Annotated in this window: 21 protein-coding genes; 7 read left to right on the top strand and 14 right to left on the bottom strand. The window is 37.6% G+C overall.

Annotated elements, in window-relative coordinates:
• Positions 1 to 21 precede the first annotated feature (21 nt).
• Positions 22 to 1770, bottom strand: coding sequence for an FAD-binding dehydrogenase (locus ACVWXS_RS13800; protein ID WP_456958622.1), 1749 nt, complete (start codon positions 1768 to 1770; stop codon positions 22 to 24).
• 875 nt (positions 1771 to 2645) lie between these two features.
• Here ACVWXS_RS13800 and serA point away from each other — a divergent pair.
• Positions 2646 to 4253 (top strand): phosphoglycerate dehydrogenase, encoded by a 1608-nt coding sequence (gene serA, locus ACVWXS_RS13805; protein WP_402985514.1) that lies wholly within the window; start codon positions 2646 to 2648, stop codon positions 4251 to 4253.
• A 254-nt stretch (positions 4254 to 4507) separates the two neighbouring features.
• Here serA and ACVWXS_RS13810 read toward each other — a convergent pair whose 3' ends face one another.
• The 6 genes from ACVWXS_RS13810 to ACVWXS_RS13835 form a co-directional block, all read right to left on the bottom strand.
• Positions 4508 to 5296 carry an HAD family hydrolase gene (locus ACVWXS_RS13810; RefSeq protein ID WP_456958624.1) on the bottom strand — a complete coding sequence of 263 codons (789 nt, stop codon included), beginning with the start codon at positions 5294 to 5296 and terminating at the stop codon, positions 4508 to 4510.
• A gap of 278 nt (positions 5297 to 5574) precedes the next feature.
• Entirely contained in the window at positions 5575 to 5823 is a 249-nt protein-coding gene (locus tag ACVWXS_RS13815) for a DUF3006 domain-containing protein (protein ID WP_456958626.1), read from the bottom strand.
• Entirely contained in the window at positions 5810 to 5980 is a 171-nt protein-coding gene (locus ACVWXS_RS13820) for a hypothetical protein (RefSeq protein ID WP_402985336.1), read from the bottom strand. Before ACVWXS_RS13820 ends, ACVWXS_RS13815 begins: the two co-directional genes overlap by 14 nt.
• Before the next feature lie 9 nt (positions 5981 to 5989).
• Positions 5990 to 7129 carry a glycerate kinase gene (locus ACVWXS_RS13825; RefSeq protein WP_456958628.1) on the bottom strand — a complete coding sequence of 380 codons (1140 nt, stop codon included), beginning with the start codon at positions 7127 to 7129 and terminating at the stop codon, positions 5990 to 5992.
• 210 nt (positions 7130 to 7339) lie between these two features.
• Complete coding sequence (locus ACVWXS_RS13830) at positions 7340 to 8845, bottom strand: coproporphyrinogen III oxidase (RefSeq protein WP_402985334.1); 1506 nt, start codon at positions 8843 to 8845, stop codon at positions 7340 to 7342.
• A 180-nt stretch (positions 8846 to 9025) separates the two neighbouring features.
• On the bottom strand, positions 9026 to 9946 hold the full coding sequence (locus ACVWXS_RS13835) for a copper amine oxidase N-terminal domain-containing protein (RefSeq protein WP_456958630.1): 921 nt from the start codon (positions 9944 to 9946) through the stop codon (positions 9026 to 9028).
• 289 nt (positions 9947 to 10235) lie between these two features.
• Here ACVWXS_RS13835 and ACVWXS_RS13840 point away from each other — a divergent pair, with 289 nt between their 5' ends.
• Entirely contained in the window at positions 10236 to 11312 is a 1077-nt protein-coding gene (locus ACVWXS_RS13840) for a hypothetical protein (RefSeq protein ID WP_456958631.1), read from the top strand.
• 67 nt (positions 11313 to 11379) lie between these two features.
• On the opposite strand, the gene ACVWXS_RS13845 is transcribed toward ACVWXS_RS13840, so the two are convergent.
• The 3 genes from ACVWXS_RS13845 to ACVWXS_RS13855 all read right to left on the bottom strand — a co-directional run bounded on the left by ACVWXS_RS13845 (position 11380) and on the right by ACVWXS_RS13855 (position 14112).
• Positions 11380 to 12042, bottom strand: a complete 663-nt coding sequence (locus ACVWXS_RS13845) for a ribonuclease H family protein (RefSeq protein WP_456958633.1) — start codon at positions 12040 to 12042, stop codon at positions 11380 to 11382.
• 565 nt (positions 12043 to 12607) lie between these two features.
• A complete protein-coding gene (locus ACVWXS_RS13850; protein WP_068986035.1) occupies positions 12608 to 12952 on the bottom strand; it encodes a YlbF family regulator in 345 nt (114 codons plus the stop codon).
• Positions 12953 to 12969: 17 nt separating this feature from the next.
• A complete protein-coding gene (locus ACVWXS_RS13855; protein ID WP_423475261.1) occupies positions 12970 to 14112 on the bottom strand; it encodes a DUF445 domain-containing protein in 1143 nt (380 codons plus the stop codon).
• Positions 14113 to 14330: 218 nt separating this feature from the next.
• Between ACVWXS_RS13855 and ACVWXS_RS13860 the strand changes: the two genes are divergently transcribed.
• The 4 genes from ACVWXS_RS13860 (at position 14331) to ACVWXS_RS13875 (ending at position 17968) form a co-directional block, all read left to right on the top strand.
• The gene (locus ACVWXS_RS13860) at positions 14331 to 14534 is read left to right on the top strand and encodes a YheE family protein (protein WP_368637052.1); all 204 of its coding nucleotides are present in this window, start codon (positions 14331 to 14333) and stop codon (positions 14532 to 14534) included.
• 164 nt (positions 14535 to 14698) lie between these two features.
• Positions 14699 to 15115 carry a hypothetical protein gene (locus ACVWXS_RS13865; RefSeq protein WP_427523172.1) on the top strand — a complete coding sequence of 139 codons (417 nt, stop codon included), beginning with the start codon at positions 14699 to 14701 and terminating at the stop codon, positions 15113 to 15115.
• Positions 15116 to 15541: 426 nt separating this feature from the next.
• Entirely contained in the window at positions 15542 to 16861 is a 1320-nt protein-coding gene (locus tag ACVWXS_RS13870) for a hemolysin family protein (RefSeq protein ID WP_368637183.1), read from the top strand.
• 198 nt (positions 16862 to 17059) lie between these two features.
• On the top strand, positions 17060 to 17968 hold the full coding sequence (locus ACVWXS_RS13875; protein ID WP_368637050.1) for a cation diffusion facilitator family transporter: 909 nt from the start codon (positions 17060 to 17062) through the stop codon (positions 17966 to 17968).
• A gap of 19 nt (positions 17969 to 17987) precedes the next feature.
• On the opposite strand, the gene ACVWXS_RS13880 is transcribed toward ACVWXS_RS13875, so the two are convergent.
• The 4 genes from ACVWXS_RS13880 to ACVWXS_RS13895 all read right to left on the bottom strand — a co-directional run bounded on the left by ACVWXS_RS13880 (position 17988) and on the right by ACVWXS_RS13895 (position 21675).
• Positions 17988 to 18728, bottom strand: a complete 741-nt coding sequence (locus tag ACVWXS_RS13880) for an effector binding domain-containing protein (protein WP_368637049.1) — start codon at positions 18726 to 18728, stop codon at positions 17988 to 17990.
• A gap of 87 nt (positions 18729 to 18815) precedes the next feature.
• On the bottom strand, positions 18816 to 19730 hold the full coding sequence (locus tag ACVWXS_RS13885; protein ID WP_374965280.1) for a helix-turn-helix transcriptional regulator: 915 nt from the start codon (positions 19728 to 19730) through the stop codon (positions 18816 to 18818).
• Positions 19731 to 19899: 169 nt separating this feature from the next.
• Complete coding sequence (locus ACVWXS_RS13890; protein WP_368637047.1) at positions 19900 to 20547, bottom strand: response regulator; 648 nt, start codon at positions 20545 to 20547, stop codon at positions 19900 to 19902.
• Positions 20548 to 20559: 12 nt separating this feature from the next.
• Entirely contained in the window at positions 20560 to 21675 is a 1116-nt protein-coding gene (locus tag ACVWXS_RS13895; RefSeq protein WP_423475254.1) for a GAF domain-containing sensor histidine kinase, read from the bottom strand.
• Between the two features lie 195 nt (positions 21676 to 21870).
• Between ACVWXS_RS13895 and ACVWXS_RS13900 the strand changes: the two genes are divergently transcribed.
• Positions 21871 to 22296 (top strand): disulfide oxidoreductase, encoded by a 426-nt coding sequence (locus tag ACVWXS_RS13900; protein WP_456958637.1) that lies wholly within the window; start codon positions 21871 to 21873, stop codon positions 22294 to 22296.
• Positions 22297 to 22299: the final 3 nt, after the last annotated feature.

The raw sequence follows: 22299 nt of genomic DNA on the forward strand, positions 1-22299 counted from the left end.
TTTCTAAAATTCGTATTACTTTTACAGCTTTTCACTTCCATGTATGTGCGGGTTACTCCTTTTACCCGAGTAATTCTCCCTTGTATCAGAGCGGCTTCTTCTCTCACCGGAGCTTTCTAAATTTCCTTTCGCCAAGTAACGCCCTACTTGCCGTCCACTAAATAAACAACCACCAACAAATGTCCCTTCTAAAGCACGGTAACCATGTACACCACCACCACCAAAACCACTCACTTCCCCAGCAGCAAATAAACCCGGTATAGGCTGACCATCCATTCCCAACACAGCACCATCCAAATTTGTCTGTAAGCCTCCTAATGTTTTACGTGTTAAAATGTTTAATCGTACCGCAATAAGAGGCCAATTTTTTGGATCTAATATTTTATGGGGCTTCGCAACGCGCACAATTTTATCACCAATATAGTTTCTTGCGCCGTGAATAGCATTAACCTGTAAGTCCTTTGTAAACTTATTGTCCATTTCACGATCCCTTGCTAAAATTTGCTCCTTTATTTTCATAAAATCAAGACGCTCATTGCCCACCAATTTGTTCATCCCGTCAACTAGTTCCTTTAAATCATTCGCAATAACAAAGTCCTCACCATGATTTTTAAATGCTTGAATCGGAGCAGGTGGACCTGGCAAAACACGTTTTAGAACATCACTAATGCTTTTATTTGTTAAATCAGGATTTTGCTCAGAGCCTGATAATGCAAACTCTTTTTCAATAATTTTTTCAGTTAAAATAAACCACGAGTAATCATAGCCTGTTTTTTGAATGGCTTCTAACGTACTTAACGTATCAAAACCTGGAAAATTCGGCGCGCCAAATCGATTGCCCTCCGCATCAAACCATAATGATGAAGGTCCAGGCAAAATTCGAATACCGTGATTTGGCCAAATAGGATCCCAATTTTTCAAGCCTTCCGTATAATGCCACATGCGGTCTCGATTAACGATACGTCCTCCCGCATGCTCAGTAATTTCTAGCATTCTGCCATCAACAAAAGCAGGGACACCACTGACCATGTTTTCTGGTGGTGTGCCAAGTCGCGCTGGCCAATTTTTTCTGACCAAATCAAAATTTGCACCTATTCCACCGCTAGCCACAATAACGGCATCCGCTTCATAAGAAAATTCGCCAATACCAAGCCTAGAGCTTTTCTCACCGCGATTTGCATAACTTTTAGCCAAAATAGTTCCACTAATCCCTGCTATTCCTCCATCGTGTTGAATAAACTCATCTACACGATGTCTTGCTTTAAAATCTATATAACCATCCTTAATGGCCTTTTTCACTTTTTCAGCAAAAGGCTTTACAATGCCTGGCCCAGTTCCCCAAACAATATGAAATCTAGGTACCGAATTTCCGTGTCCGCCTGCTAAAGAGCCCCCACGTTCAGCCCAGCCGACGACAGGAAAAAACTTAATACCTACAGACTTTAACCATTCATATTTTTCACCAGCTGCAAAATCTACATAAGCTCTGGCCCATTTATGCGCCCACGAATCCTCATCTTCCAAGCGATCAAAGCCAGCCGTTCCTTGCCAATCCTGCCATGCAAGCTCTTTACTATCTTTAATACCAAGCCTTCTTTGCTCGGGTGAATTCACTAAAAATATACCGCCAAAAGACCAAAATGCCTGTCCCCCCATTGAATTTTCAGGTTCTTGATCTACTAATAAAATTTTTTTCTTTGCATCCGCTAACTCACAGGCAGCGACTAAACCTGCCAGTCCTGCACCGACAATTGCTACATCATACATCATTCTCCCCCCTAAAAATCAATCTTACATTACTTACATTCTTCTCCAATTAATAGTTTACCTTCTACACATCGTATTTTTGACAAAAATGTGACAAGAAAAAAATGTTCGCATTCCTTCTCAAAACAAAGAAAGTTTTACTCAAATAAACTATTTAATCCCAATTATTTCCCATATAATTTTAGACCTTTAATATTTACTAAACGCCCATGTAATATGACTTAACACATAACGTTAGCGCTTTCATTGTCCTTTCTAAAAAGACGAACATTAAAACAATAAAATCAAAATAAAGTTCGTTTTTGGTTATTTTTCAGACTTTTGAAGTTAAGTTTTTCAATCTTTTTTAGAAATATCGTTGACAAAGGTGAACAATAAGGTTTATGATGTTAACAAATTTAATCAACGAAAATATAACGACGGAGACACGCTAGTCGCAAGAAAATCCAAAGAGAGCTGATGGTTGGTGTAAATCAGTGATTTCTACGATAATAGTTCCACTCCTGAATAGATAAGCCGAACATTTCCAAAGTAAGCCTATCCGTCACATGCACGTTACGCATATAGCTAAGACTGCAAGATTTCTTTCAAGCAGTGATTAAGGGTGGTACCGCGAACCAATGTTTATTTCAGCCTTTCGCCCCTTACAACACAATAACTGTGTTTGTAAGGCGCGGAAGGCTTTTTTTATCTTGATTACACTTACAAAATCAAGATAAAGCCTCTGGCGGATGTCACGGATTTACGCCAAGGCGAAAATGAGATTGTTTGTATGCTGTAAGATGTAACTGTTTTTACAAAATTCAGACTGTTTCGTATATAAAGAACACTAACATTTTTTAATTAAAAGGAGCTAATTACAAATGACTACATTACAAATGACTACTGCAACAAAAGCAATTAACGTATTTATCGCTGACCCACTAAGTGAAGATGGTATTTTCCCACTTCGACAAGAACAAGATTTAGACTTAAATATCATTGTAGACACTGGACTTGCACAAGAAGAATTAATCGCAAAAATTGCAGATGTAGATGTTTTACTAGTTCGTTCTCAAACAACTGTGACACGCGAAGTAATTGAAGCGGCTAAAAACTTAAAGCTTATCGGACGTGCTGGTGTAGGTGTGGACAATATTGATCTAGCTGCTGCAACTGAACATGGTATTATCGTTGTGAATGCACCTGACGGTAACACTAACTCAGCTGCCGAGCACACTATTGCGATGATGACTTCTCTTGCTCGTCACATCCCACAAGCATTCAATACACTTAAAAATGGTAAATGGGATCGCAAATCTTATGTTGGGGTTGAGCTTAAAAATAAAACGTTAGGTGTCGTTGGCTTTGGTCGTATCGGTGTGGAAGTAGCTTATCGCGCAAAAGGTCAACGTATGAACGTTATGGCATACGATCCATTCCTAACGGATGAACGCGCTAAAGAGTTAGGCGTAACGAAATCGACAGTTGAAGAAATTTGTGCAGCAGCAGATTTCATTACAGTACACACACCACTGCTTCCTGAAACACGTAATCTTATTAACAAAGAGAAATTCGCTATGATGAAAGATGGCGTGCGTATCATTAACTGTGCACGTGGCGGTATTATCAACGAGGATGATTTATATGATGCTATCGTAGAAGGTAAAGTAGCAGGTGCTGCTCTTGACGTATTCGTATCTGAGCCAGCAACAGATCACAAACTACTTACTCTACCACAAGTAATCGCAACGCCTCACTTAGGTGCATCTACAATTGAAGCACAAGAGTCTGTAGCTGTTGACGTATCAAATGATATCATTAAGTTCTATAAAACAGGTACCGTAACTAACCCAGTAAACATGCCATCTATTCCAAAAGAGCTACTTGCACAAGTTGAACCTTTCTTCGAATTAGCTGAAAAGCTTGGTTCATTCTTATCTCAAATTACAACTGAGCCTGTAAAAGAAATCAACTTATCTTATGCTGGTGAAGTAGCAAATTATGATGTACGTCCATTAACGTCAAACGCGTTAAAAGGCTTATTATCTAAAAACCACGGTAACCATGTTAATGACGTAAATGCTCGTTACTTATCTGAACGTATCGGCATGAAAATAAATGAGCATAAAACAACAACTGCTAAAGGCTTCACTAGCTTAATTACGATTGAAATTAAAACAGCCAATGAAACACACACAGTAGCAGGTACATTATTAAATGGTCTAGGTGCACGTATTGTCAAAGTTGAAGACTATGTTGTGGACGTTATTCCACAAGGTCACCTTCTTTACATTAAAAATACTGACAAACCAGGTGCAATCGGCCGCGTAGCAACAAGGCTAGCAGAAAAAGATATCAACATCGCAACGATGCAAGTTGGTCGTGCACAAGTTGGTGGTACAGCTGTCATGATGCTAACAATCGACAATGTTGTAACAGAGGAAGATTTAACATTTGTTGCACAGCTTGAAAATATTGATGAAGTAAAAGCGATTAACCTATAATATAATTGGTTTTTTAAGCAGGGAGTGCAAATTCTCTCTGCTTTTTTTATTGCTCATTATCACCCTCGCTAATGCCGTTGTTCAACTATGTATTGCAATTGCCTTTACATGGCTATATCTTGCATTTAATGCGCATTTTTAGTGAAAGTTTCGATAAAACCTCAATTTGTTTCGATATTTCATCAAAAAGTTTCGATAAACTTCAAGAAACAAAAAATGTACTGATCCTTTGATGAATCAGTACATTTTTTTGCTTATAGTTTATTAATTAACTCTAATAACGCTGTTAAAGAGTCGACCTCATATGTTGGAGTAACAACGTCATTTGGTGCATTGTTTTCACGATTTATCCATACATTACGCATACCTACACGAGATGAGCCTAAGATATCAGTATTTAAATTATCTCCAACCATGATCGCATCATCCGCTGTAATACCCGCTTTCTCCATGACATACTCGAAAATAGAGGCATCTGGTTTCCCTTTACCAAAGTCCCCAGAGATAATAATATGGTCAAAATACGGCGCGATTTCTGGTGTAATTTCTAATTTTAAATTTTGGAGACTCGGCGCACCATTTGTCAGTAATACGAGTTGATACTTCCCTTTCAGCTTATCTAGTACAGCAAAAGTATCTTCATATAAGAATGGAGACACTTTACGTTCCGCCACAAAACGCTCCCCTAGTTCCGCTCCTAGCTTCGTATCATTCATCCCAATGGCTGCTAAACCTTTTGTCCAAGCTTCAGCACGATATCCCGGGACAATATTTTTCATTTTTTGGAAAGAATCTGTTGGATCATCGAATGTTCCCCAAAGCCCTTCGAATGGGTTAATACCAATTAACACCGTATAATCATATGTTTCATAGCCTTCGTAAAGCGCACGTGCTTCCTTACGCACAGCTTCCTCTAGTTCAGCTGGATTCACATTATGTATTGTCGCTGCATATTCACATGTTTTTTCAAATGCTGTTTTAACAGATTTTTTATCCCATAATAGCGTATCATCTAAATCAAAAATAATTGTGTTAATTGACATTGTGTCAGCTCCTAGCTTCCTATTAATATAATTATTTTAGCATATATTCAAAATATTTAGCATAGCATTTTATGCACATTCCTTCTATATCAATTCCCCCTTGACGTAATTGCCGCTGCCGTTTCACTTTCGCGCAGAAAACATTTGCCGCTGCCGTTTCACTTTCGCGCAGAAAACATTTGCCGCTGCCGTTTCACTTTCGCTACATAAAACATTTGCTGAATGAAGATAAAAAACCAGCTGTGAATAAAAGTAATTTACTCACAGCTTGCCAAGTACTATTGATTTTTTCTACGCAATCTATCCATTAAACTTCGTATTTCAGCCTTTTTCTGCTCTGTTTCTTCTTTCAAAATTTCAATATAATAGATGCCGTCCGTTTCTTCAATTTGTACACGATCGCCCACCTGAACCGGCTTATTCATAGCGGACTGTAAAATAATAATTTGCTCCTCTTCCTCTGGGTACTTTAAGAAAACTGCATAGCCATCTTCAATACGGTCTAAGGTGTATTTAGTCAAGCTCACTAATCATTTCCCCTTTCGCATTACGTAATTGCGCGGCGTCCCCATCATTCAGCCAAATCTGTTGCTTTGTCCACTTTAAATAATTTTGACCTTCCCGTGCATTTGTGCCACTTGTGACATAAATCGTTTTCCCTGGCTGCAATTTGCTACCTGTCATTACTCCGGCTCAATCATCTTCCATTTGTACGTAATACTCAAAGATTCTTTTTGTTTTCAGACAAATACAATCATAGGGCTTTTCCATCGCTTGCTGAACAGTGGTATCCCCATCTACTAATGATTCAACAACAGTAAAATAGTCGAGCAATGCAGGTTTATCGTTTTCATCTATAACTCCAGACAATAAGATTGTCTGTGCATTCGCTAATTTCGCAGCTTTCGCCACCCCTAATGGTGCCTTTCCATGTAATGTTTGACGATCTGATTTGCCTTCACCTGTAATAACAAACCCGGCACTTTCTAAATGCTTTTTTAGCTGTACGGCATCGATCACAATATCAATCCCTGCATGAAAACTGCCGTTTAAAAAAGCTATTAAGGCACCTCCCATTCCACCTGCAGCGCCTGCCCCTTTGTAGTCGTGTAGTCGAATGTCAAATTGCTTTTCAACAATATCGGCAAAGTGCTTTAAACAACTATCAAAATAAGCAATTTGATGCGCCTTCACACCTTTTTGAGGCCCAAACATCGCTGTTGCCCCTCGCTCTCCAATTAATGGATTATCAACATCACAGGCAATAATAAATTGTGCTTTAGACAATCGAGGATCTAACTGACCAATATCAATTGAAGCTAAATCTAACAGTCCTGACACTCCATCAGCAAGTAATGTTCCGTCTTCTTTTTTCAATTGCAGTCCAAGTGCTTTTAACATGCCAACCCCTGCATCATTCGTAGCACTACCACCAATGGCGATCATAAACTTCCGAAAACCTTTATCAAGAGCAGCCTTTATAAGCTGTCCTGTCCCATACGACGATGCAAGCTCAGGATTTTTTTCACTGTCCTGTAATAGCATAATACCGGATGCCTGAGCCATTTCAATAACACATGTTTCGTTATCACCAAGCACACCATATCTCGCTTCTATTTCTCTTCCGATTGGATCAAGTACATGTTGCGACATATATTGACCATCTGTTGAAGCAATAAGAGATTCTAGTGTACCTTCTCCACCATCTGCTACTGGTAGAATAACTGTTTCAATCGATGGATCAACGTCCACGATTCCCGCACGCATTGCATTAGCCACCTCGATGGCCGACAAAGTCCCCTTATAGGAATCTGGACTAATAATGACTTTCATGTTATACCTCCACTCAATTCATTTAAGTTAGGCGCTTACAATCATTATAATTCAGACTTAGAACATTCCTGAAATTTTATCGGAATATTTCGTGGATTTATCGGAATGTTTTTTAATTTTATCGGAACATTATGTGGCTTTATCGGAATGTTTTCCTGATTTATCGGAATAAAAAAAAGGCAATCTGAACACCTCAGATTGCCATCACTTTTACAACTTATATAATTCATCTAAAAACTCGAGTTTTTTACCGATTGCATCTTCAAACGTCATGATATAGGCAGCAGGGTCCTTAGGATTATGGAACTGCGTAATTTTCCCTGTTTCGGGATGAACAAATTTAGAGGAGGCTCCACAGCCAATCCCCAAAATTGTCTGTACTTCTTCCATTATGACAATATTATAGATGCTTTCTTCGCCAGCTTTACTGTAGCCGACATTTTCTAAATTACCTAAAATATTTTTTTGACGATATAAATAGTACGGTACATAATCATTTTCCTTCGTCCATACTTGTGCCATATGCATCATTTGCGCAACAGTATCACGGTCTGCTACCTTGTATTTATCCTTGTTACGTGTCATTTCCGAAGCACGCTTAAATGACAATGTGTGTACCGTAAGCGATTCTGGCTGCATTTTTGCAGATTCATCTAAGGAATGCTGGAACTCCTCAATCCCTTCATTCGGTAAACCGATAATTAAATCCATATTAATATTATTCATACCAGATTCACGCGCTAACCAAAACTTATCAATCGTTTCCTGTACCGTATGATGACGACCAATTGCTTTAAGCGTTTCATCTGTATAAGATTGCGGATTAACACTTATTCGATCAATGCCCCATTTTTTTAACACTTCCAATTTTTCAGGAGTAATCGTATCTGGTCGACCTGCTTCAACTGTCACTTCACGAATTGTTTCTGGATGAGGGAACGACTCATACATCGTTTGATACAACGCATCCATTTCATCCGCTTCTATAGATGTCGGCGTACCACCACCCCAATAAATGGACGTGATTTTCATGTCATTTTCCTTCAGCCATTTCCCCATTTCACGTAATTCAATATGCAGCCCATCTAAAAATGTAGTGACACGTCCTTGCTTTCGGTTGCTTCCAATCGCATAGGCTGGGAAAGTGCAATAAGCACATTTAGTCGGACAAAAAGGAATACCGATATAGATACTTATTTCTTTTCCGATATCATCAATATCAGGAATCGTCACTAACTGACGAGCAACTATTTCTTTTAGTAGTGCCACCTTTTCCTCTGACAGACGGAAATCACGAATAAGGATATCTGCGATTTCTTCCTCGCTCTTACCAGCCTTGCGGAATTTATGATAGAGCTTTGTTGGACGCACGCCCGTTAAAATCCCCCATTGTTGATGCATCCCAGTATGCTGTTCGAGCACATCTAAAAATACGTGAGATAAGGCACGTTTCATACGAATATTTAGTTCACGACCTTCAGCCCCAGTATCGTACTGAATACGGTAATCATTCGTATAACTTTTACCATCTACCTCTAGTACCGCTTTTGTCGACAGTGAGAAATCATCGCCAACGTTATATTCGAAAGACACTGACATATCTGTTCCTTCATGCTCTACTTTTAACTTAGAATCCTCAAAAAATAAATTCGCAATATGATTTAATACGCGAATCCAATCCTCAGGATATTTTTGATCTATGTGAATAATTTTCATTTTCTTCGCTCTCTTCTCTCAAAATTACAGTATCAATAGTTTAACAAATTTTTATAACTTTAAGCAAAGCTACAAGTAGAAGTTTAAAATGACGGAATATTCCGTTTGGTTCTAGATCTTAACAAAGAAAAATAGTATGCCAGAAATAATCTTCTAGCATACTATTGACGAGTTCTATAATTATTTTAAATATTCCTCTACAAACTCAACTGGTACATATGTTTTATTCGCTTCTAACAAAGCGGGTGCCGCATTAAGTGGGCGTAATGCTTTGTTAAAACCAAACATTTTTTCTCCACGAGTAAGTGTGTAAGATACATTCCCTTTTGATACAATTGCACCTTTCCCCGTTGACTCTACTGTATAGCCGAGTTTTTCCGCAATCAAACGTAACGGAACCATTTTTGTTCCATCTACCTCATAAGAATCCTTCGCGATTATTGCTGCTATTTCCTCTTCTACAGTATTTTCAGATGAATTTTCAGATTCGTTATCAAGGACAATTACTTTAGAAGGTGTTGTTTGAGCTGGGATACTTCTTGTTGAAGCTGTATAGAAAACAACTAAGTGCTTCTCCGCTAAATCTTTAGCTGCAACTTTCTCCCCCTTCTCATTTAAAAGCTCAGTATTTTCACCAATGTTTAGTTTTAAAACATCATAAGTGTTTGTTAAGTTTTCAAAGAAGTAGTCAACTTCAACAAAGCCAACTTCCTCCGTTTCAACAATGACAACATCAGGGTTGAATTGTGGTGGATAAATTAGTTTTTGTGGCTTGTTTGCAAACGTATAAGCTACTACTTTATCCCCCTCTTTAAGTTCCACTTTTTTACCTGTGTTATCGAAAACAAGTGTATCTTTTGTTATCTCTAAAATATTTGTTTGATCGCCATCTTTTACTGTGAAATATGTAATGTTTTCACTAGCATCGACTTTCTCAACTGTTCCATGTGTATTGTTGAAAATGTGAACAGGATCAATTTGAATTTGTGAATTTTGTTGCTCCGTCTCTGTAGGTTTTTCATTTGCTGAAGCGACTGGTACTACTACACTTCCAAATAATAATGCTGTCATAGCTGCAGGTGCGAATTTTTTCATATTCATATTATCTCTCCTTATTATTGGGTTCATAGGATTAGTAGTTTTAGGATGGAAAAAGTTTCATCTAAAATAGGAAAATTTATAATAAAAGTCATTCTGAAGGTTCATCACCATAACGTGTGGTTGATTTCCGTTCCGACTGGGGGTTTTCTGGGGGGAAGAGCAATTCTGAACAATCAATGTATATCCAAATGTAACAGCAAACAGAATAATTGGATAACATTTCATAAGTTGTTTTTATATAATATAGTCTGTACTAAATAATTTTATCGAGAAGTAAGGAGATGTAGAGTTGAATAAACGGATAATCTCACTCTTGTTTCTAAGTTGTTTGTTATTTGCTTGTGAGGATCAACAAGCAAATACAGCTGATGTTTTAGATCATAACGAGTCAACAAAGGATGACAAATTGACTTATACGATGGAAGAGTGGAAGCAGCAAGCCTTGGAAAGTACATGGTACCAAAATGTAACGATTCCAAGTGAAGAATCTTATGTAGAAATGATCGACTTCGAAGGAGATGAAGTACCAGAGCTCTTCATTGGTTATAACGGAACTAATTACGGTTATATAATCGGGCAATATAATAGTGAAAGCAAAGCTTGGGAACAATGGATTTCCCAACAATATGAAGCGACAATTCATGGAGATATCCGTTTTAAAGGTATTTTCAAGGGAAAAGACAAAAAAGATATTGCATTAATAACGAAATTTACTGCTGGTGCTTCAGACAATTTGGAAGTTCTCCATTTACTAAAAGTAGCAGATGACGGTAATGACATTATTAGTGGCCAATCTTATAGACTCTATGCCGATAGTGATTTAAAAGTAGATACCTCTAAAAATGTCTTTACCATTCAAACAGGAGATTTTTCAGAGCATTTTACACTTCGTGACCATACTGTAACTAGTGAATACAGAACTTCAAACTTGTATTCTGGGTTACCCATCATCCAAAATCCAAAACTGCTAAAATTATTAAACCACGATTTCTTTAAAACTAATATTATTTTTGGAGATACTTACCCTGTAGCTAAGGAAAAATCCGGTTTGCCAAAAAAGGAAGATTATTATGAGGGCGGGCTCTGTTCTTTCTATAATGATTACTTTTTCTGTCTAGCTGAGGATGAGATACCTGTTAGTCATTATTATCTTTCAAATTTCAAAAACGTGACAAAAGAATCTTTGGAGGAAGTTATAAATCAAGCTATTCATATCTCTTCTTATGAGAGATACGAAAATCCTGATGATATCGTTTACTATGCAAATTTTGAATTTGAGAATGTTTATTTCCAAGCTGAATTTAATCATGACCAAAGTAACGCTGAGTTAACCAGTCTTACATTGGGAATCAATGCTTCAGAATAGTTTAGAAGTTAAAACCACCAGTAAAAAATGAACTGGTGGTTTCATTTTGATTGTCTCTCGTTCATGCTTAGTCCTTTACAATTTCCTTTAATCCTGTGATATCTATACCGTTTAATGCTTGAGTTGCCAGGCGATCTGCTTCGGTATTTTCTTTACGTGATATGAGCTTGTACTCCGGCTGGATACTGAGCTTCTCTAGCTTTGCATCAATTTTATCAGCCCAGCTAGATAAATCCTTTTCTAGAGCTGGCCATTCCCCACTCAATTGATTGATAACTACTTGGGAATCACCAGTGAAACAAACAGGCAAATGGTGAACGTTCAATAGTTCAAGCTCCACTATCCCTAAATAAAGCGCAGCGTATTCTGCCTCATTATTCGATTTAAGCTCTGACGAAAAGGCATTTCTTCTTAATCGATATGGCTTGCCATTTTGCTCATAATAAATAGCACAGCCTAACCCCGATTGTTTTGTTGCACGATCAAAGCCGCCATCGAAATAGACTGTAATATTGTGTGGCTCAGTGTCAATTTCCTTTAAATATGCCTTTAGTTCCTTTAGGGACCAATTTGTATCCTGACGATCGATACAATGCAGCGACTTTACTCTCCCTGTTCGCTCCATGTCCTCTGCTAGTAGTAATGCTTGAGCTGCTGGCATTTCTTCTGAACGTAATACTGTTTCTGCACCTTTTGGCGTTTTATAAATCCATTCAATGATTACATGCATCGTATAACCTCCAATGATATGAGCGCATAAAGTGAAAACGTGCTCCGACTTGCGGAAACACGTTTTTCTTCTTACTTGTTATATGTGCAACTAATAGTATATTTATTCCTAAGAGAGCTATTACTTGCGCTGGGAGATTCTGCTTTTGCGCTGCTTGAATGCTCGATTGCGCCTGGTGAACCTGTTCTTCCGCCGCTTAGATGCTCGGTTGAGCCGCTAAAATCTGTTCTTCCGCCGCTTAGATGCTCGGTTGCGCTGCTAAAATCTGTTCTTCCGCCGCTTGGATGCTCGATTGCGCCGCTAAATCTGTTTTTCCGCCGCTTTGATGCTCGATTGCGCCGCTAAATCCTGTTTTTCCGCCGCTTAGATGCTCGGTTGCGCCGCTAAATCCTGCTTTTCCGCCGCTTGGATGCTCGATTGCGCAGCTAAATCCTGCTTTTCCGCCGCTTCGATGCTCGGTTGCGCCGCTAAATCCTGCTTTTCCGCCGCTTGGATGCTCTACTCCGCAGCTAAATCCTGCTCTTCCGCCGCTTGGACTCGCTATTTTGCCGCTAGAATCCTGTTGTTAAAATTCTTCATACAATGCTTGTATAGGTTTTACTAAAATGCGGTTTACTTCTTCAATTAGCTTACTTAACTGCATTTCTGCTTCAATCATTTTAGTAATTTTTTCATTTTGTTGGGCAAGCTGTGCCGTTTTTTGGGCATAGATCAGCTCATCTTCCAATAAATCCTCGCCAGCTAATTGTTTTTGCTGTAAGTCCATTTGAATCTTACGGAAATTTTTAAATAGATTAAATGCCTCTTCATCTTCCTTAACAACTGTAACTGCTTCTTTCAACGCTTGAAATTCCGGTGTTTTACGGAAAGTCGCCTCTAACGCATTAATTTCATTATAAATATTAATCATAAACACATTTCCCCTTTTTAAATAAAGTAGACTATTAACCCTTGCACAATCCCAATCAATCCACCAAGAACTGCACCAAGTACTGTAATCATTTTAAATTCACGCTTTGATATACCTAGTACAAGCTCCTCTAACTTCGCTACTGGGAAAGAATCAACCTGTTCTCGTACTACTTCTTGTAGATTTAAACGTTCCAAAACATCCTCTAATTTGTCTTCAGCTTTTACAAAAGCTTTTTCGATAACTTGTGGAATTATTGTTTCCTTCATCCATGAATTACCTTCTGGCCAGTAATGCGAAATTGGATGATTTAAGCGCTCTTCAACTGCTAATTGCTCTTTAACGTAAGTTTGCAATTTCAATAATATTGGTTCAAAATGAATATCCTGCATGAAATCCATCGCTGGGCGCTCTTTTAATTTCTCCCATTCCTGCGTAAAAATTTTCGTTAATAACGCTGATGTTCCTGGTGCTTGCATAAATTTCACAAGCTCACGCTGGACCTTTGCTACGAGCGAAGAAGAATCACCTAAAAACATATTAATCATTCCGCCAAGCGATCCTTTTGACGATAAGAAGTCATCAATCATCGCCTTAATCGTCATCTCGCCCTCAGGTGATAAAAAATAATCCTCACCTTTTTCTAAAATATGACCAACCGCTACTGGAATCTTTGCATCAATTGCATTTTGAATATCTGCTGATAGTAGTGTACGAATTGATTTCGTTGATAGTGTATTCTTAACTGATTCAAATTGTCCCTCAACAATTGCTTCAACCTTTTGTTCAATTGTTGCTGGCATATTGGAAAATCCAGCTAATGTTAGCCAATCCTGAATCGTTTTATCATTTGTAAAAATCGTTTCCTCTACCTTTGTTTGAACAAATTGTTCCACCTTATCTTGAATATCTTTTGAGAAAAATTTCTTTCTAAAGGTTTCAGGTGTTAATAAATAATTCACAACTGTCAGTCCAAGTTGTTTTGCTAATTCGTCACGTCTCTTTGGAATAAGGCCGGGTGTAAATGGTACTCGCCAATTTTTAATATAAATAGCTTCATGTGGTCGAAAAAGCATTTTAATGGCTAGATGATTCGTTACACCACCGATTGCAGCTCCAATGACTGCCATAAATAATAATGTCACTAGAAAATTATCCATTAGTATCCTCTCATTTCAATTGTATTCACAATTGGCGTATTTTGTCGCCTAATGCACTCATTATAGCAGAGCAATGATTTTCGACGAAAGAAATATCTCTATTTAATTATATCTAATCATACACATCTCTACACATTCCAATTCTTTAAGGTGATAGTTGCAAAATTACCACTATCCTTGAATAATAAAACTACATATATAAGAAATGGGGTTTGGTTATGATTCAGCATTTCAGCTTTAAGCCTTTATTTGAAAATTCTCAGCTCCCGGGATGGTCTATATCATTCTTTTATCAACGTGAACGTTATACAGCGGAGTACTTAAAAGATGGCGTCATCCAATGGAGTGAAGCTATCCCTCCAAATGAAGAGGATGTAAAAAAAATGATTCATGAGCTCATGTTGTACCATATTTACGACTAACAAAAGTATATTTTCCTGTACCCACACTGTATAAATACACATCTTTTTTACTATTTTAAGCACTGCTATTATCTTAAAATTGTTTAAGTATATTGAAATTCCCTTTTTATTTTTATACATTTATGTTATCAAGTATCAAATGTTTTTTTGAAGGGGCAATTTCAATGAGTAAAGTCACTCTTTCGGATGACTTAAACAGTTATAATTCAAAAGCATTAATTCGTGCAAAAGTAAAAGAAGTTTTTTCCGAATTTTCCGCTAAAATTTTCGAGTTAGCGAATGAAGCTGACACTATTGATAGTAAAAAATTTGAGGCTCTTTCTGGCTTTAAAAGTGATTTTTACAATGAATACTGTAGTCAATTAAAAGCCTTTTTCAATTCATCTTCTAGTACTTTAGGTAAAAGACCTGTTAAGAATACGTATTTAACGTATAACGGCAAAAATTATATTTTTACACAGCAAGGTATAACAGAAAAAGCACCTGTTACCATTTCACTTTATTCAGGTGAAATACCATTAAAAGAAACGCTACACGATGTGGAAAAAGCGTGCTTGAAATTACGTTTTCAACAAGAATAAATAATTCAAACAGAAGGAGCCATCTCATACGAATGAAATGGCTCCTTTTTGGTTGCTATTAAAATAATTCATTTAAAAAAATCTGCAAGTAAAGCACTCTTGAGATTTTTGACGTGTCGTTATATATGAGATGCATATGCTTCTTTCTCTAAACAAACTATCTTCTTTGCTCCATTTAAAGTTAGCATAACGGATTTTTAATTTCAATCATTTGATACTTGAAAATATTATTTTTTTCCAATTTACGAATTGAAATTCAAGTAAAAAAATTGATGTCAATATTTGTGTTTTGCCTGTAAATATTTTATGATTAAATCATCCAACAATTTTTTAAATCATAGGAGGTGTACACTTTGTTTACTTCCCTCATTCGGGCGGGGACAAAGGAATTATTTGGACGGAGACATATTGGGAATAACCATAAGGTTGGCGGCATTCGCCCTACTAATAATAATGACAGGATTTTTCGTTGCAACTGAATTTGCAATCGTTAAAGTAAGGACTACACGTATTGATCAATTGCTTGCAGAAGGAAATAAAAAAGCAAAAAATGCAAAACGTGTTGTTTCAGATTTAGATGAATACTTATCTGCATGTCAGTTAGGTATTACCATCACTGCTTTATTTCTAGGTTGGCTTGGTGAGCCTACATTTAAGATCATCTTGAATCCAGTGTTTGAATTTCTAAATCTGAGTGATAGCTTTACATCTATCCTTTCATTTATTCTTGCGTTCTCAATTGTAACGTTTATGCATGTAGTTATGGGGGAATTGGCGCCAAAAACATTAGCCATCCAAAAAGCAGAATTTGTCACATTACATCTTTCTGGCCCATTAATTTTATTCCACAATATTACTTATCCGATCATTAAGCTGTTGAACGGATCTGCACGTGCTTTAACGGGTCTTTTCGGCTTAAAAATGATGTCAGAATCAGAAGTAGCTCACACTGAAGAAGAGTTACGTATGATTTTGTCGGATAGTTTAAAAGGTGGAGAAATTAATAACGCAGAATATGAATATGTTAACAGTATTTTTGAGTTCTCTGATCGCCTTGCGAAAGAAATCATGGTCCCACGTACTGAAATCGTCGGAATTGAAAAAGAACTTACGATTAAAGAAGTTTTCGATCTAATGGGTGTTGAGCAATATACGCGTTACCCAATTATCGATGGTGACAAGGACCATATTATCGGCTTAGTCAATATGAAGCACTTATTAACCGCTTATATTAAAGACCCAGCAAATGGCGATAAACTAGTGATTGACTATATGCAGCCGATTATTCGCGTTATGGAAACCACGCAAATTAATGATTTGCTACTTAAAATACAGCGTGAACGCATTCATATGGCCATTTTAATGGATGAATATGGCGGAACATCTGGTCTAGTTACAATTGAAGATATTATCGAGGAAATTGTCGGCGACATTCAAGATGAATTCGATGAAGATGAAATTCCAGAGGTTCAGGAAATTGCAGAAAATCATTTTATTTTAGATGCAAAGATGCTACTAGAAAATGTTAATGATATGCTAGGTACTGACATAGAAGATGATGATATTGATACAATTGGTGGTTGGTTCATGACAAAGCGCTTTGATGCGGTCGAAGGAGACAGTATTGAAGAGCAAGGTTATGAATTTATCGCAAAAGAATTAGATACTCACCATATTTTATACTTAGAAGTTCTGAAATTACCTGAACGTGATTTATCAAATGAAAACGATGAAGACTATAATTAAATTGCCTTGTCGTATTTGCTGTGGTACGATTAAAATCATGCTTGTATGATTCAGGCTATAAAAATGGTTTTTAGCTCACAACCTATAATGGTGGGGGCTTCTACTGATATAAAGTTCATATTTACGCAAAAAACGACTCCCTTACACGAGAAGGGGGTCGTTTTATAATGCCCGAAAGTTTTGCAAGGAGGAAACAAAATGGAGCTCTATACAAATTTACGGCAAGGGGAAAAAGGTGCTTGGTTATCAATCGGTACATATATAATACTGAGCTCGATCAAGCTAACGATTGGCTATATCGGAACATCGGAAGCACTAAAAGCAGATGGACTTAACAATACAACTGATATCATCGCCTCCATTGCTGTACTCATTGGATTGCGAATTGCCCAAATACCACCTGACTCTAATCACCAATATGGGCATTTACGTGCAGAAACCGTTGCGTCGCTTGTTGCATCGTTTATTATGCTAGTTGTTGGCTTACAGGTACTTGTTAATTCGATCAAAAGTCTTTGGGAGCCAACTGGCACAGAACCATCGCTATTAACGGCCTATGTGGCAATCGGAAGTGCGGTAGTGATGTATATTGTCTATCGCTATAATTTGGCATTATCCAAAAAAATAAAAAGCGCTGCTGTTAAAGCGGCAGCCTATGATAATCGTTCGGATGCCCTTGTAAGTATAGGTACAGCAATCGGGATTTTTGGCGCAATTTTTGGTTTTCCTATTATCGATACACTAACAGCACTGCTTGTCGCTCTTCTTATTATTAAAACAGCCGTAGAAATTTTTTGGGAGGCTGTTCAGAGTCTCACAGATGCCTTTGATATTGACGAAGTCGAAACATTATCTGTATTAATACGTAATGTTGACGATGTGATCGAGCTTTTGGATTTTAAAGGCCGTTCACATGGCAATATGTACTTTATAGACGTAACCGTTACAGTTGATCCTTATTTAAATGTTTTAGAAAGCCACCGCATCACTGAAGAAATTGAAAAAACTGTTATGAGAGAATGTTCCTTCTGTGAGGTTCTTGTGCATATTGAACCTCATATTGAAGTAAATCCCCCAGCAAATGACAACAAGTCTCCTACCAAATGATTGGTAAGAGACTTGTTTTTTATTTAATCGCAATATAAAGATCGACCTGCGCTTCTTGTGGGTTGGCGCAGCGTTCATCGTACAGTTCAAAGTCACCAGTGTACGTTCGTTCTACCCCTGAGTTTGCGAACCAAGCCCAGACATCCTGCCAAGCTTTCACGACAACTTCTACAAATGGACCTTTGTCAGAAGTAAATACTAAATAGTTGGCAGCTGGCACTGTTTTTACAACCATCCCTTCTGGAACTTCATCTGCAGCTAATACTTCCATTCCAAGTGTAATTGAATACTCTCCATTAACATCCGTTTCATAGTCAGAATATAGACCGTATGTTACTTGGTTTACTGGATTAGGAATTTGCCCTACTACATCTTGCTGATAAAAGTTCGTCCATAATTGTGGGATTTTTGCTTGAGAAGTTATTTCATTCGCATTGCTTGTTCGCGCTGAGATTCCTACGATTTGAAATGATTCTTTATTCATCACAACCGGTTCTTTTATTTCATGTGTTCGCCATCTTTTTAAGCTTGGTAAAAAAGATGCCAACATTTGACGTGCTTCTTCTTCCGCCATTCCATCTTCCTTTAAATGCGGCACACCAATTTCGATCATTTCTTCAACTGTCAGATTTGGCTGCTTATACTCTCCTAATTCATAACAATATGTGCAATAATCCTGATTTTTGTGTCCTTCTTTTTCTGTACCAAGTAATGCCTCATCCACCAATGGCATTCCACAACTTTGACAATAACTTTGCATAATTAAATCCACCCTTCGTTCTATTTGTTATGACTATAACAAAGGAAACCTGACATCTGTATGTCATCAATTGCATGGAAATTATTTTTATTTATACAACTGTACAATTTCCTGTGCTCGTTTTTGCACAATCTCACTTATATGAGGTGGTTCTAACACTTTTACGCGATGACCAAAGCTAAGAAGAAAGCCATATAGCCATTCGTCCTCAGGCAATGCAATGTTAATAGTTGAACTCTCATGATCTACATGCTCAGCGCCAAATGATTCTTCTACTAATGTTGTTATTGCCGCATCGAAAGACAACGTAAGGTTTACTACATTTTGAGGGTCATGCCACTTTTTATCCCATGGAAGTTCGGATAAGTTGACTTCTTTACGCTGGAAGGTCGTCATCTCTTCTTTTAAATTTTTCATTCTCGAAATTTTAAAGAAGCGAAAATCTTCTCTCCATGTGCAATAGCCATAAACATACCAAACCTTCCCTTTTTGGACTAACGTGTGTGGCTCCAATAAGCGATTTGTTATGCGACCATGTGTAGTAGAATAGGAGAAACTTACACAATGCGCGTGTTCAATTGCTTTTTTTAATAATGTAATCTGATCCTTAAAAATGACATTCGGTCCCCAAGGGCTTAGATCAATAAATAGTTGATCAATCGATTGTTTCACTTTTTCATCAGCAACACTCGTTAATTTTTCCAGCACTGCTTCGGCATGTGAATCTTCATATGTTGTTAGTGCACTTTTGATAGCAATAGAAAGTGACGCGAGTTCCTCCTTCGTCAGCACTTGCTTATCGACACGATAACCATCAATTAAACTTATACCACCATTAACACCCTGTTGGCTCATGACAGGAACCCCAGCACAGCTCAGCGTTTCAATATCCCGGTAAATAGTACGGACTGACACATTAAATAAATCGGCTAGCTCCTGGGCCTTCACCTTTTTTCGATTGATTAAAATCATCGTCATCGTTAAAAGACGCTCTAATTTCATGTTTGTACTCCTTACTTTATTTTTTCTATGTTAACCGCATTTTAATTACTAATCCTCTATCTATTTTAAGTATTTTTATAGTTTCATTCATTAAAAAACGACGGGCTGCTACAATGTGTAGGAACTCGCCGTTTACATATTTTTTAAGATCCGTACTATTCATTAACCTCTATACACCACTACCCTCCGTCAGCCCGTGCTTCACAGCATAAAGAGCCGCCTGAGTTCGATCCTGTACATGTAGCTTCGTGAAAATATTAGAAATATGAGTTTTCACTGTTTTTTCTGTAACGAATAAGGAGGACGCAATTTCTCGATTACTTTTCCCTTTTGTAAGCTCAGCAAGCACATCCTGTTCACGAGGCGTTAGTGGATTTAACATATGAGGTGCATTTTTAGATTCTTGACGGTCCATTTCAAGCGTCGTTGTTGCTTCTGGATGTAATGTATTTTCGCCTCGCATAATACGACGAATAGACAATACCAATTCATCAGGCTCAATATCTTTTAACTGATACCCTGCTGCTCCAGCCTCCATAGCCGGCACCACATGATCACGGTCTGAAAAGCTTGTAAGCATTAAAATTTCTATTTGTGGAAACTTAGCTTTAATGCGCTTCGTTGCTTGAATACCATCCATTTCAGGCATTACTAAGTCCATGAGTATAATATCTGGCTGTATACTTTCTGCTAAAGCTACTGCCTCCAGTCCATTTTTGGCTTCTCCTACAACTTCAATATCTTTCTGTGTTTTTAAGAAAAATAATAATCCACGACGCACAACATGATGGTCGTCTGCGATTAATACACGTATCATTCTTTCCCCCCCTTAATATGGTAAGCGGATTAATAGCTCTGTTCCTCTTCCAAGTTCACTCACCCAGTCAGCTGTACCACCAACTGATTTTGCACGATCCTTTATAGATTGCAAGCCCATTGAAAGTAGCTTAGTGTTGTTATCGATGACGAAGCCTCGTCCCTCATCACGAATAACAAGTAAAATATCCGTAGAAGTGACCGTAATATAAAGTGCCACTTCCAGCACACCAGCATGACGACGAACATTATTAAGTGCTTCTTGAGCTACTCGAAATAATGTTTCTTCGATCCGTGATGGAAATTGCAGTACACCTGAGACTGTTACATGAAGCTTCAAGCCAAGCATTTCAGCATACACTTTTATCGCTTCAAGCAAACCATTTTCTAATCCTTTTGGACGAAGTTGCCAAATAAGAGCACGCATTTCTGTTAAAGCATCCTGTGTTAAATGCTGAATCTCTTTAAATGTTTCCTTAACATCACAATCATCCGTCATTTCAATACCAGCTCTCGCAGTTAAAGTAACTGAGAAAAGTAACTGGTTTACAGAATCATGTAAATCTCTAGCTAGACGGTTACGCTCCTTTACAAGTGCCATTTCTTGCTCCTGTTTTGTCAGTAAAATTCGCTTAATAGCTGACCCCATCTGAAATGCAACCGACTCAAGTAATGCTAGCTCTTCCTCTGAAAAACGCACGGTATCCTTTGATGCAACATTTAAGACACCAAAACGCTCTTGTCCCGATTGAAGTGGCACTGTTGCGTGATGTGTAATGCCCTCGTGATCACCAACATTTGCTGATATTGCGCTTTCAATTCGTTGACACTCAATAATATTAGAAGCTTTTTTTAATTCCTCATTACGATAACGAGAAACACACCAGCAGCCTCCTTTTTCTAAATAATGGCAACCTTTATACGCCAATGCCTCTGGTAAATTTTCATGGACAACAAGCTCTGACCGCCCTTTTTCATCGATAAAAAAAATCCAGCCTGTTTCAAAATTTGTGCCATTTAAAAACTTCACAAGTGCTCCCTTTAACATCGTCACTATCTCAGTTTCTTCATTTAATAACTCTGCAATTTCTTTTAAAATACTAATATTGGAATGCTCATTTTCCCTCACAAAAACACCTCTTCTTCGGCATTACTAATTTTATGATAACATTTCAAAGTCTGGAACGTCTGCCTCAGCCATTCATACTTTAGTCTGAAATTCATGAGAAAAGTATTTAACTTATCTTTGTTAAGGTAATTTACTTCTAAAACTAGAACAACTATAATCGAACAAGTACATGGTTATAATAAGGGGAGAAGTTATATGTCTAAAAAAGAGGAAAATGGCTTATTATTTATTTGGATTGTCTCTGTCGTTGCTACACTAGGTTCCTTATACTTTTCTGAAATTCGTCATTATGACCCTTGTAAAATGTGTTGGGTCCAACGTATTTTCATGTATCCAATTGTCATTATGACTACTATTGCCTTTATTCAAAAAAATGCACGTATCGCTGTAACAACTGCTGTTTTTGCCATTATGGGCGGCAGTGTATCACTATACCATTATGGAATTCAAAAGCTTAGTTTCTTAGCTGAATCTGCGCCTGCTTGTGGCGCTGTTTCATGCACAGGACAATATATTAATTGGCTAGGTTTTATTACAATACCATTTTTAGCGTTAACTGCTTTTATTTTAATTGCAGGGGCAAGCTTCTATTTAATGAAAGCTAGTAAAACAACAAATTAATTA

The sequence above is a fragment of the Lysinibacillus sp. TE18511 genome, from assembly GCF_054062295.1.

Coding starts and splice junctions, on each gene's coding strand:
- ACVWXS_RS13880 (WP_368637049.1), bottom strand. CDS start 18,728: ATGCAAAGTTATTGTCAAAGTTGTGGAATGCCATTGGTGGATGAGGCA.
- ACVWXS_RS13810 (WP_456958624.1), bottom strand. CDS start 5,296: ATGTCAATTAACACAATTATTTTTGATTTAGATGATACGCTATTATGG.
- ACVWXS_RS13875 (WP_368637050.1), top strand. CDS start 17,060: ATGGAGCTCTATACAAATTTACGGCAAGGGGAAAAAGGTGCTTGGTTA.
- ACVWXS_RS13830 (WP_402985334.1), bottom strand. CDS start 8,845: ATGAAAATTATTCACATAGATCAAAAATATCCTGAGGATTGGATTCGC.
- ACVWXS_RS13820 (WP_402985336.1), bottom strand. CDS start 5,980: ATGACAGGTAGCAAATTGCAGCCAGGGAAAACGATTTATGTCACAAGT.
- ACVWXS_RS13845 (WP_456958633.1), bottom strand. CDS start 12,042: ATGCATGTAATCATTGAATGGATTTATAAAACGCCAAAAGGTGCAGAA.
- ACVWXS_RS13825 (WP_456958628.1), bottom strand. CDS start 7,129: ATGAAAGTCATTATTAGTCCAGATTCCTATAAGGGGACTTTGTCGGCC.
- ACVWXS_RS13800 (WP_456958622.1), bottom strand. CDS start 1,770: ATGATGTATGATGTAGCAATTGTCGGTGCAGGACTGGCAGGTTTAGTC.
- ACVWXS_RS13850 (WP_068986035.1), bottom strand. CDS start 12,952: ATGATTAATATTTATAATGAAATTAATGCGTTAGAGGCGACTTTCCGT.
- serA (WP_402985514.1), top strand. CDS start 2,646: ATGACTACTGCAACAAAAGCAATTAACGTATTTATCGCTGACCCACTA.
- ACVWXS_RS13860 (WP_368637052.1), top strand. CDS start 14,331: ATGATTCAGCATTTCAGCTTTAAGCCTTTATTTGAAAATTCTCAGCTC.
- ACVWXS_RS13835 (WP_456958630.1), bottom strand. CDS start 9,946: ATGAATATGAAAAAATTCGCACCTGCAGCTATGACAGCATTATTATTT.
- ACVWXS_RS13900 (WP_456958637.1), top strand. CDS start 21,871: ATGTCTAAAAAAGAGGAAAATGGCTTATTATTTATTTGGATTGTCTCT.
- ACVWXS_RS13855 (WP_423475261.1), bottom strand. CDS start 14,112: ATGGATAATTTTCTAGTGACATTATTATTTATGGCAGTCATTGGAGCT.
- ACVWXS_RS13890 (WP_368637047.1), bottom strand. CDS start 20,547: ATGATACGTGTATTAATCGCAGACGACCATCATGTTGTGCGTCGTGGA.
- ACVWXS_RS13865 (WP_427523172.1), top strand. CDS start 14,699: ATGAGTAAAGTCACTCTTTCGGATGACTTAAACAGTTATAATTCAAAA.
- ACVWXS_RS13885 (WP_374965280.1), bottom strand. CDS start 19,730: ATGAAATTAGAGCGTCTTTTAACGATGACGATGATTTTAATCAATCGA.